The 11,340-nt window shown below is 72.2% G+C and carries 8 protein-coding genes; 7 read left to right on the plus strand and 1 reads right to left on the minus strand.

Annotated features, from left to right (window positions below; all coding sequences use genetic code 11):
• Positions 1 to 87: 87 nt before the first annotated feature.
• From GA0115254_RS29240 to GA0115254_RS29260, 5 genes are all read left to right on the plus strand, one after another.
• Positions 88 to 1,413, plus strand: a complete 1,326-nt coding sequence (locus tag GA0115254_RS29240; RefSeq protein WP_093898276.1) for a hypothetical protein — start codon at positions 88 to 90, stop codon at positions 1,411 to 1,413.
• Between the two features lie 61 nt (positions 1,414 to 1,474).
• Positions 1,475 to 4,255 carry a serine/threonine-protein kinase gene (locus GA0115254_RS29245; protein ID WP_093898277.1) on the plus strand — a complete coding sequence of 927 codons (2,781 nt, stop codon included), beginning with the start codon at positions 1,475 to 1,477 and terminating at the stop codon, positions 4,253 to 4,255.
• On the plus strand, positions 4,252 to 5,550 hold the full coding sequence (locus tag GA0115254_RS29250; RefSeq protein ID WP_093898295.1) for a protein phosphatase 2C domain-containing protein: 1,299 nt from the start codon (positions 4,252 to 4,254) through the stop codon (positions 5,548 to 5,550). The genes GA0115254_RS29245 and GA0115254_RS29250 overlap by 4 nt, the downstream gene beginning before the upstream one ends.
• Positions 5,551 to 5,702: 152 nt before the next feature.
• Positions 5,703 to 7,061 carry a vWA domain-containing protein gene (locus GA0115254_RS29255; RefSeq protein ID WP_093898278.1) on the plus strand — a complete coding sequence of 453 codons (1,359 nt, stop codon included), beginning with the start codon at positions 5,703 to 5,705 and terminating at the stop codon, positions 7,059 to 7,061.
• A 110-nt stretch (positions 7,062 to 7,171) separates the two neighbouring features.
• Positions 7,172 to 8,374: an FHA domain-containing protein gene (locus GA0115254_RS29260; protein WP_093898279.1), complete on the plus strand. Its 1,203-nt coding sequence runs from the start codon at positions 7,172 to 7,174 to the stop codon at positions 8,372 to 8,374.
• A gap of 6 nt (positions 8,375 to 8,380) precedes the next feature.
• Here the strand turns inward: GA0115254_RS29260 and GA0115254_RS29265 are convergent, their stop codons facing one another.
• Positions 8,381 to 9,364 (minus strand): methyltransferase domain-containing protein, encoded by a 984-nt coding sequence (locus GA0115254_RS29265; protein ID WP_093898280.1) that lies wholly within the window; start codon positions 9,362 to 9,364, stop codon positions 8,381 to 8,383.
• A 154-nt stretch (positions 9,365 to 9,518) separates the two neighbouring features.
• Here GA0115254_RS29265 and GA0115254_RS29270 point away from each other — a divergent pair, with 154 nt between their 5' ends.
• Together GA0115254_RS29270 and GA0115254_RS29275 are read left to right on the plus strand one after the other, a co-directional pair.
• Positions 9,519 to 9,923, plus strand: coding sequence for a globin (locus GA0115254_RS29270; RefSeq protein ID WP_093898281.1), 405 nt, complete (start codon positions 9,519 to 9,521; stop codon positions 9,921 to 9,923).
• 171 nt (positions 9,924 to 10,094) lie between these two features.
• Positions 10,095 to 11,340: FtsX-like permease family protein (locus tag GA0115254_RS29275; protein ID WP_141720935.1), on the plus strand; the 1,246-nt coding region annotated here is incomplete at its 3' end.

The raw sequence follows: 11,340 nt of genomic DNA on the forward strand, positions 1-11,340 counted from the left end.
GTGCCCGACGGCAACGGACCGGACCGGCGAAACAGTGGCACTGATCCCGCCGGGCCCGTCCCGGCAGGAAGAGCGGAGAGGTGATCGATGGGCGTCGCGGGCCCCTTCCCCGGCTACACGGGGAGGCCCCCCGGCCCGGTCATGGACCGGGACGAGGCGGACCGTGCGCTGGCCCGGCTCGGCGCGGAGCACGAGGCGATCGAGACCTCGCTCCTCGCCCTGCAGGACCATGCGGGCCGCCGGCTCCTGGAGGGCGCCGATCTGACCGGTGTCACCAAGGAACGCTGGGCCTCCACCGAGCAGTCGATCACACTGCTGTGGGGATATTTCGACGCCTACACGGGGGCGCTGGCCGAGGCCCGCGCGGTGCGGGCCCGTCGGCGCCACCCCAACCGGGACGACCTGGTGGCCCTCACCGAGCTGCTGCGTGGCCAGGGTGTCACCGTGGCACATGCGGCCGGCAGCCCCGATCCGTCGATCACGGGCCCGGCCAAGCTCTCCGAGCGTTTCACGCTGGAGGAGTTGGTCGCCCGGATGAACGACCTGTACGCCCGCTCGCTGGACATGGTCGTCGCCTCCGACTCCGTGTGGTCCGCACTGCCCGCCCGGATAGATCTCCTCGCCGCCGAGCTGCACCGCACCCGCTCGCTGGCGCACTCCGTCGGCGTCCGGCCCGGAGAGCACCCGGCGGGCGACGACCTGGAGGCGATCACCCATGAACTGACCACGCTGCGGGTCCAGGTGATCTCCGACCCGCTCGCGTTCTGGCTGTCGGGCCCCGGAAGTTCGGCGCCCGGCGGCGGACGCCCCGACACCACGCGCTACGACCGGGCGGCCCGTGCTCTGGACGACGTACGCCGCGAGATCGAGGCGGTGCTCGCGGTCCGGCAGGACGCCGAGCAGCGTCTGGTCCACCTGCGTGATGTCCTCTCCCGCGCGGACCGCACCCTGACCGAGGCCCGGTCTGCCCGCGGCGAAGTGCTGGCGAAGATCGCCGCCTCCGAGGTGCCCGCGGTCAGCGGCCCGGCGACCGCGCTCCAGGAGCGGCTGGCCGCCGCTTCGGAGTACCGCAGGCACGCCCAGTGGCACCGGCTCTCCCCGCTCCTGGAGACGCTGGAGCGGGAGGCCGAGGAGGAATTGCTGCGGGCCCGGGAGTCGCTGACCGCGGTCACGGCCCCGCTGGCCGTACGGGCGGAGCTGCGCGGCAGGCTCGACGCGTACAAGGCGAAGGTCGCCCGGCACGGGATGGCCGAGGACCCGCTGCTGATCGAGCGGTACGACGCGGCGCGCCGGATGCTGTGGAGCGCACCGTGCGATCTGCGGGTCGCCGCGCAGGCGGTGCTGCGCTATCAGGAAGCGGCGGCCGAAATGCTTTCCCAGCGCCGGACCTCGGGACCGGAGGACCGGCGATGAGTACAGGCATGTGCAAGGTGGAGGGGCCGCCGCGGCGGCGGGGCGAACAGGGGGACGGACCATGAGTACGCAGTGCCAGCGCCCCGCGTGCGAGGGCAATTACGAGGACATGGGCGGCGGTGAGCTGTACTGCGACACCTGCGGTCTGGCTCCGGTCGTGTCGCCGACGGGCATGGTGAGTTCGCCGCCCACCGGGATCGCGGGCGGCGGTGGCGCGAGCAGCAGGGGCAGTCGGGGCAGCAACAGCAGTTCGCGGGCCTCGTCCCGGGCGTCCTCGCGTTCCTCCTCCCGCTCGTCGACCTCGCGGCGTTCCGTTTCGGGGCGGCTCTCGCGCTCGCTGTCCGGTGGTACCACGTCCCGTTCGGTGTCGGTCCGTTCCTCCGGTTCGTCCACGGGCGCGTCGTCCGGCCGGGGGAGGCTGGGCGCGGGCCTGGTGCAGGTGCCGGACGTGCCGCGTCCCGACCCGCGCTCCGCGGTGATGGCGAACCCGGAGGTGCCGGAGCGCAAGCGCTTCTGTTCGCGTTCGGACTGCGGGGCCCCGGTGGGCCGGGCGCGAGGCGAACGGGCGGGCCGCACGGAGGGGTTCTGCACCAAGTGCGGCCATCCGTACTCCTTCGTGCCCAAGCTCCACGAGGGCGACATCGTGCACGGCCAGTACGAGGTCGTGGGCTGTCTGGCGCACGGCGGGCTCGGCTGGGTCTATCTCGCGGTCGACCGTGCGGTGTCCGACCGCTGGGTGGTCCTCAAGGGCCTGCTCGACACGGGTGACCAGGACGCCATGGCGGCCGCCATCTCGGAGCGCCGCTTCCTCGCCGAGATCGAGCACTCCAACATCGTCCGGATCTACAACTTCGTCGAGCATCTCGACCAGCGCACCGGTTCGCTCGACGGCTACATCGTGATGGAGTACGTCGGCGGCAAGGCGCTCAAGGAGATCGCGAACGAGCGCCGTACCCCGGCCGGGAAGCGCGATCCGCTGCCGGTCGAGCAGGCGTGCGCGTACGGCATCGAGGCGCTGGAGGCGCTCGGCCATCTGCACAGCCGCAACCTGCTGTACTGCGACTTCAAGGTCGACAACGCGATCCAGACCGAGGACCAGCTGAAGCTGATCGACATGGGCGCGGTCCGCAGAATGGACGACGACGAGTCGGCCATCTACGGCACGGTGGGGTATCAGGCGCCGGAGGTCGCGGAGGTCGGCCCTTCGGTCGCCTCCGATCTGTACACGGTCGCGCGGACGCTCGCGGTGCTCACCTTCGACTTCCAGGGCTACACCAACGTCTTCGTGGACTCGCTGCCGGATCCGGACAACATCGAGGTGTTCCGGACCTATGAGTCGTTCTACCGGCTGCTGGTGCGGGCCACCGACCCGGATCCGGCGCGGCGGTTCGCCTCTGCGGCGGAGATGGCGGAGCAGCTGACGGGTGTGCTGCGCGAGGTGGTGTCGCTGCAGACGGGGCGGCCGCGGCCTGCGCTGTCGACGCTGTTCGGTACGGAAGTACGGGTCACGGACACGCAGTTGTTCGCCGAGCTGACGGACGATGTGTCGCGGCTGGGGGCACGGGCTGCCGCTCCGGCGCCCTCAGGACGCTTCGGGCGGCGGCGGAACGGGTCGGTGGCCGGTGCGGCCCCGGGCACAGCCGCCGTGCCGCCCACGGGGGCGGGCGCACTGCCCGCGGGTGCTCCGCCCGTACCCGGGTACGCCGCGGCGGGTGCCGGTCCGCTGACCGCGCCGCCCACCCACGTACAGGCGGGCAACGGGGCGGGCCGGAGCGGTGCGGCCGTCTCGTACGCGCAGACCCGGGCAGCGATTCCGGCCCCCCGTGTCCCGGCCGCCGATCCCGGTACGCAGCCGGGGCCGTACGTCCCGAACGGCCCCCGGCTGGCCGGGCTCGACGCACGGGCCACCTCGCTCGCACTGCCCGTGCCCCGGGTCGACGCGAGCGACCCCAACGCGGGCTTCCTCGCCGGACTGATGGCCACCGCCCCCGCCGAACTGATTGCCGCATTGAACGCCGTACCCGCGGCCTCGCTGGAGACCCGGCTGCGTGAGCTGCGTGCCCGTCTGGAGATGCACGAACTCGGGTCTGCGGGGCAGACCCTGACGGCGCTGGAGGGCCAGTACGCGGACGACTGGCGGGTCGTCTGGTACCGCGGTGTCACCTCGCTGGTGACCGGTGACAACGAGAACGCGGCGCTCTCCTTCGACGCGGTGTACGACGCGTTCCCCGGCGAGCCGGCGCCCAAGCTGGCGCTGGGGATCTGCGCGGAGGTCCTGGGCCAGCTGGACAACGCCGCCGAGTACTACCGCCTGGTGTGGACGACCGACCCGAGCTTCGTCAGCGCCGCATTCGGCCTGGCCCGGGTGCAGATCGCCGCCGGGGACCGGGTCGGCGCCGTGACGACGCTGGAGTCCGTGCCGGAGGCGTCGATCCACTACACGGCGGCCAGGGTCGCCGCGGTGCGGGCGCGGCTGCGTGAACGGTCCCCGGACGAGCCGCTGATCGCCGATCTGACGGCCGCCGCCGACCAGGTCTCGGGGCTGGCCGGTTTCGGTCTGGACGCGGTGCGCCGCGAGCAGTTGTCGACAGAGGTGCTGGGGACGGCGCTCGACTGGGTACTCTCCGGTAGTCCAAAGGCTCTGCCCTCGGCCCCGCAGCCGCACGCGTCTGCCGGGTCGCCCGGGCCGAGAACGCTGCTCGGCAGTGAGTTGGACGAACGCGGCCTGCGGTTCGGGCTGGAGCATTCGTACCGGATACTCGCCCGGCTTGCAGAGCCCGGCGACGAGAGGATCGAACTGGTGGAGCGGGCCAACCGTTTCCGCCCCCGGACGTGGGTGTGAAAATGTCGCAGAAGCCCCAGGAGACGGCCTTGTCGAAGTGCCCCGGCTGCGAGGAGCCGCTGGAGCCGGGGGACCTGTTCTGTGGTGCGTGCGGGTACGACCTGTCGGCCGTGCCCGAACCGCCGCAGGACCACCCGACGATCGCCATGGCCGTGCCGGCGGAGAACGGCGCGGCGGCCGCCCCCCGCACTCCGGCGGCCCGCCCGGCAGCGGTCCGGTTCGACGAGCCGGGCGGATCGGGCGACTTCGAGCTGGCCGCGCCCGGGGTCGCGCCCGCATCCACGCCGTCCGCCGAGGTGTCTGCGTCCGCACCCGACCCCCGTACCTCTGCCGCGGAGCTGCTGTCCACGCCACCGGCCGGCACCAAACTGTGTGTGGCCTGTCGCGCCGGTCGGGTCGACGACGACGGCTATTGCGAGAACTGCGGTCACGCCCAGCCGCGCGAGCGCGACCACATGGAGCAGGAACTCGGTTCGGTGGCCGCCGTCAGCGACCGGGGCCTGCGCCACCACCGCAACGAGGACTCGTTCGCGGTGTCGACCACCGCCCTGCCCGACGGTTCACCGGCCGTCGTCGCGATCGTCTGTGACGGCGTCTCGTCGGCGAGCCGCCCCGACGAGGCGTCGGCGGCCGCCGCGAGCGCCGCCAACGAAGCGCTTCTGGAGTCGCTGCCGCGCGGCACCCATCCGCAACAGGCGATGCACGAGGCGATCGTCGCGGCCTCGGAGTCGGTCAACTCCTTGGCCGAGGAGCCCGGCCAGTCCATGGAGCACGATCCGCACCGCCACCGGAACGCCCCGGCGTGCACCCTGGTCGGCGCGGTGATGGCGGGCGGTCTGCTGGTCGTCGGCTGGGTCGGCGACAGCCGCGTCTACTGGGTGCCGGACGACCGCACCAACCCGCCCGCCCGGCTGACCGAGGACGACTCCTGGGCCGCGCAGATGGTGGCGGCGGGCCTGATGAACGAGGCCGAGGCGTACGCGGACGAGCGCGCCCACGCCATCACGGGCTGGCTCGGCGCCGACGCGTACGAACTGGAGCCGCACACCGCTTCCTTCAAACCGGACCGGTCCGGTCTCGTGGTGGTGTGCACGGACGGCCTGTGGAACTACGCGGAATCGGCGGCCGAGATGGCCGCGGCGGTGCCGGCCGATGCGCAACTGCGGCCGTTGCACGGTGCCCAGGTGCTGGTGGGTCATGCGCTCGACGGTGGGGGCCACGACAACGTAACAGTGGCTCTGCTGCCGTTCGCGGTACCGCCTCAGGGGGCAGGATCGGCCTGCGGCACCACATGAGTCCCGTTCCGTAACGCTTGATTCCGTTTCTGTCCACCCACCCCACCCCTGACACCCTCGCCCGCGTTCACCCGCGTTCACCCGCGTTCGCCCGCATTTCTGCCCTCACAGCTGTCTTCATCTGACACCTGGAGCCTCAAGGAGCCGATCAGATGGCCAACTTCTCCAAGTCGAACGTGCCGCAGTTCTCCGTCGAGGTGTACCAGAACGAATATCTGCCGGAGGGCGGTCGCGAGGTCAACGCGATCGTCACGGTCACCTCGACCGGAGGCGGTACCACCGGCGGCGTCCCGCTGTCCGGTGCGGCCGCGACGCCCACGCACGTACCGGGACAGGCGTCGAAAGCCGCCGTGGTGATCATGGTCGACTGCTCCGGTTCGATGGACTATCCGCCGACGAAGATGCGCAACGCCCGCGATGCGACGGCCGCGGCCATCGACACCCTTCGCGACGGCACCTCGTTCGCCGTGGTCGGCGGTACACACGTCGCCAAGGAGGTCTACCCGGGCAACGGAGGGCTCGCCGTCGCCGATGCGCGGACCAGGGCCCGGGCGAAGGAGGCCCTGCGTGCGCTCAGCGCCGGTGGCGGTACGGCGATCGGCACCTGGCTGCGGCTGACGGACCGGCTGCTCGGCGCCGCCGATGTGGAGATCCGACACGGCATCCTCCTCACCGACGGCCGCAACGAGCACGAGGCACCGGAGGATCTGCGGGCCGCGCTCGAATCCTGCGCGGGCCGCTTCACCTGTGACGCCCGTGGTGTCGGCACCGACTGGGAGGTGAAAGAGGTCACAGCCATAGCCTCCGCGCTGCTCGGCACGGCCGACATCGTCGCCGACCCGGCGGGGCTGGCCGCGGACTTCACGCAGATGATGGAGAACGCGATGGGCAAGGAGGTCGCGGATGTCGCGCTGCGGCTCTGGACGCCCGTCGGGGTCGAGATCAAGTTTGTGAAACAGGTCGCACCGACGGTCGTCGATCTGACCGACCGCCGCACCGGGGCGGGCCCTCGCGCCGGGGACTATCCCACGGGTTCCTGGGGGGACGAGTCCCGCGACTACCACGTGTGCGTGCAGGTGCCGCAGGCCGGCATCGGGCAGGAGATGCTGGCGTCCAGGGTCTCGCTGATCCTCCCCGACCCGTCGGGCGGGGCCCCGCAGACCCTTTCGCAGGGCCTGGTACGGGCGGTGTGGACGGAAGACATGGTGGCGTCCACCTCGATCAACCCGCAGGTCGCGCACTACACGGGCCAGGCGGAACTGGCACAAGTCATCCAGCAGGGGCTCGATGCCCGCAAGTCGGGAGACTTCGACGGCGCGACGGCGAAACTGGGCCGCGCGGTGCAGCTGGCATCGGCGTCCGGGAACGAGGACACTGCGAAATTGCTTTCGAAGGTGGTGGACGTCGTCGATGCCGCGACCGGTACTGTGCGACTGAAGGCGAAGGTCGCGGAAGCCGACTCGATGACACTCGAAACACGCTCGACCAAGACCGTTCGCGTCAAGAAATAACCACACAGCCGCACAGCCGAGCCGCCCGGCCGGAGCGATCCGCCGGGTGGCGAAGAGCAAGGAAAAAATGACGGCCCCAGGGCCGGACGAGGAGAGGGGGAAGCGCCGACATGCCGACATGCCCGAACGGACACCAGTCGGGTTCCGATGACTGGTGCGAGGTCTGCGGCCATCGCATGGCCGGGGCGGGCGCGCCTGCGGGTGCGGTCCCTCCGCCGCCTCCCCCGCCGCCCGCTCCCGGTTACGGCCGCCCGCAGGGCCCCGATGCGACCCAGCAGGCCGAGCTCTGCCCGCAGTGCCGCACGCCGCGTGAGCCCATGGCGCCGTTCTGCGAGGAGTGCCGCTGGAACTTCCTCACGAACACCGCGACGTCGTACACGCCGCTGGCGCCGTCCCACAGCCTTCCCGGCCCTCCGGCCGGTCTCAACCTGCCGCCCGGCTTCCAGGCACAGCAGCCGCCGGGCCCTCAGCAGCAGCGTGATCCGTTTGAGTACCAGGGCTCGCGGCCCTCGCAGGTGAACCGCCCGGCCGAACCGCTCTCCCCCGACCAGGGAAGCCGGCCCGGGCCGCCCCCGGCACCGGGCCCGCAGTCACCGCAGCCGCCGCATCCGTTCCAGCAGCAGGGGCCGCCGCCTCCGCCGTCCTTCCAGCAGCAGGCCCCGCCGCCCCCGCCGTTCCAGCAGCAGGCCCCGCCGCCGTTCCAGCAGCAGTCGGCGCCGCCCGCATTCGAGCGGCCCGGTCCATCCGTCCCGCAGGCCCCCCAGCCACCGGCCCCGCCGCAGGGGCCGCAGTCCGGCGATGACGACGACTGGATGCTGTCGCCGCCGTCCCTGAAGCAGGCACCGCAGCCGCCGGCCCCGGCGCAGCAGCAGCCGCCGTTCCCGGGTCAGAACCAGAACCAGCCGCCCGCGACCTGGACCGCGGTCATCGCCCCGGACCGTGAGTACTTCCTGGCGATGATGCAGCGCAGCGGTCCCGAGGCGACCGGGCTCAACCTGCCCGCGTACTCCCCGGAACAGCAGCTTTCGCTGACCGGCAACCAGATCACCATCGGTCGCCGCAGGCACAGCACCGGCGAGTCCCCCGACATCGATCTGTCCGTTCCGCCGGAGGACCCGGGCGTCTCGCACCAGCACGCGGTGCTGGTGCAGCAGCCCGACGGCAGCTGGGCCGTGGTCGACCAGAACTCCACCAACGGCACCACGCTCAACGGCGCCGAGGACCCGATCCAGCCCTATGTCCCCGTCCCGCTCCAGGACGGCGACCAGGTGCACGTCGGGGCGTGGACGACGATCACGATCCGCCGGGACTGACCCGCGCTACCCGCTGGGCAGTGGCCAGGCGTACGGCCCTTCGGGGTCGTCCAGCCAGGCCCACTGCCGCCCGTCCCGGACCGTGATGCCGAACCTCTCCCGCTCGGGGCGCCGTTCGCGCTGCCAGAGGGAGAGGGCCTCGCGCGGGTCGAGGGTGGCCTCGGTCAGCGTCAGCAGGAACTGGAAGAGTTCGTTCTCGCTGACGCGCCTCGGCAGCGCGCCGGTGTGCGGACGCCGCACGGGCCGCGGCGGTGTGCCGCGCAGCGGTACGAAGTACGCGGGCGTGTGCAGGAACCGGCCCTCGGCGTACTTCCCGTGCACCCCTTCGCGTACCTGCAGCGCGATCAGTCCGGTGGCGAACGGCGCCAGTATCCGTGCGCCGGGCGTGCACTGGTCCAGCCAGGCCTTCGGTACGCACGGCAGGGTGCAGGTCGCGATGATCCGGTCGTACGGGCCGCGCGGGGGCCAGCCCCGCGCCCCGTCCCCGGTGATCACCACCGGGCGGTATCCGGCCGCCGCCAGATGCCGGCGGGCCGACTCGGTGATCTCCGGGTCGAGGTCGACGGTGGTCACGGCGTCGTCACCGAGCCGGTGGGCGAGCAGCGCCGCGTTGTAGCCGCTGCCCGCGCCGATCTCCAGGACCCGCTGCCCCTCCCGTACGTCCAGCTCTTCGAGCATCCGGGCCATCAGCGACGGCTGGCTGCTCGACGAGATCAGCTCACCGTCCCTGATCCGGGTGGCCAGCGCCCCGTCCGCATACGCCCCGTGCAGCCACTGGGCCCGCCTGACCGGGTCGGGGTCCTCGCACCACAGGCGGTCGAATCCACCGGCCACGAAGTAGTACGGCACGAACAGATGCCGCGGCACCTCCTCGAACGCGGCCAGCCATCGCGGGTCGCCCAGCGCCCCACCGGCCACGATCCCGCGCACCATGGCCCATCGCTCCTCGGCAGCGGCCGCGGCGAACCGATCCGGGTACGCGTCGTCCATACCTCCACCTTCCTGCGCCGGGGGCCCCGGGGCCAGGAACCGGGCCGGGTCCGGGCCGTCCCGTTGCGGACGCCGTGCGGTGGTCGGCGGCCCGGCGGGAGGACCGGGACCTAGGACCCAGGTCCTCGGCCGGTGCGTCTGCGACGATGGACGGGTGACTGAGATTCCGCGCGACACGCTGCAGGAGCAGACCTTCTACGAGCAGGTCGGCGGCGAGGAGACCTTCCGACGCCTGGTGCACCGCTTCTACCAGGGGGTCGCCGAGGACCCGCTGCTCCGGCCGATGTACCCGGAGGAGGACCTGGGACCCGCCGAGGAGCGGTTCCGGCTGTTCCTGATGCAGTACTGGGGCGGTCCCCGTACCTACAGTGAGCGGCGCGGACATCCGCGGCTGCGGATGCGGCACGTTCCGTTCCAGGTGGACCGGGCGGCGCACGACGCGTGGCTGAGCCACATGCGGGTCGCCCTCGACGAGCTCGGACTGGCGCCGGAGCACGAGCGGCGGCTGTGGGACTACCTCACCTACGCGGCCGCCTCGATGGTGAACACCGACGGCTGAGAACGCCCGCTGTTCCCCGCGCCGGGTGCGAAATGCGTTCCCCCGTCGCCGATTAACGGTCACGATCCCATCAAGGTGCACGCACAAGCGGTTTCCAACAGCGTGCATGTCCTGACAACATCCATGGAACGCCGGGGGGCGTGTGTGTTGTGAGGGTTCAGGGGGGCACGTGTGACGGGGTTCGTCTTTCTGCGGGTGAGGGCCTATCGGCTCCTGCTCGCCGCCGCTGTCCTCGCCATCCTGCTGACCACCTCGGTACTCGCCGCGCTCACCGCGTTCTCCGGTTCCGTCGGCGATGCCGCGCTGCGCCACGCCCTCACCCATCGGTCGGCGTCCGCCGCCTCGCTCGTCGTGTCCGCGCAGGTGGCGTCCGCTCAGCGGGACGCGGCCGACGCGGCCGTCCGCAAGAGCGCCCACGACACCTTCGACGGCCTTCCCGTGACCGTCCGGACGCTGGAGACGTCGGGTTCGTACGCGCTGCCGGACAGTCTGCGGGCTCCGGGCGGCCGGGGCGGCGACCCCGACCTCACCCACTTCGCCTCGCTCGACCGCAGCCGTGTCCGGCTGACCGCGGGCCGTATGCCGGCGGCCGGGACCAAAAGGGCCGGCGATCCCGTCCAGGTCGCCCTGCCGCACACCGCCGCCGGGGCCCTGAAGCTGAGACCGGGCTCACGGATCACCCTCACCGACCGGCTGGACGACAAGCCGGTGCGCGTCCTGATCACGGGCGTGTACGAAGCCTCCGACGGGACCGACCCCTACTGGCAGTTGGACGAGCTCGGCGGTCGCGGCATCCGCACGGTCGCCTTCACGACATACGGTCCGCTGCTCGCCGACCCTTCGGTGCTCGGTTCGGGACGGGTGAGTTCCGGCACGGTGTCCTGGCTGGCCGCCGCCGATTTCCGCTCGGTCACCACGGGGCGGATGGACACCCTGCACGACGCCGCCACGGCTGCTCCGAAGAAGCTGCGGGCCACCCCCGGGTTCAGCAGCGGGGCCACCGTGCGGACCTCGCTCCCCCAGGTACTGGAGCAGATCGACCGGGCGCTGCTGGTCTCCCGCTCCACACTGATGATCGTGGCCGTCCAGCTGGTGCTGCTCGCCGGTTACGCGCTGCTGCTGGTGGCCCGGCTGCTGAGCAGTGAACGCGACGGGGAGACCCGGCTGTTGCGCGCCCGCGGCGGATCGCGCGGCCGCATCACCGGGTTCGCCGCGATCGAGGCGCTGCTGCTCGCGCTGCCCGCCGCCCTCCTCGCCCCGCTGCTCGCCGGGCCGCTGACCCGGCTGCTCGCGAACAGCGGCGCGCTGTCCCGGATCGGGTTGCGGCTCGACGCGGGTGCGACCGCGACCGTGTGGCTGGTCTCCGCCACCGCCGCGCTGACGTGTGCGCTGGCCGTCGTGGCGCCCGCGCTGGCAG

Source organism: Streptomyces sp. Ncost-T10-10d (genome assembly GCF_900091955.1).
In the GTDB taxonomy this organism is placed as follows: Bacteria; Actinomycetota; Actinomycetes; order Streptomycetales; family Streptomycetaceae; genus Streptomyces.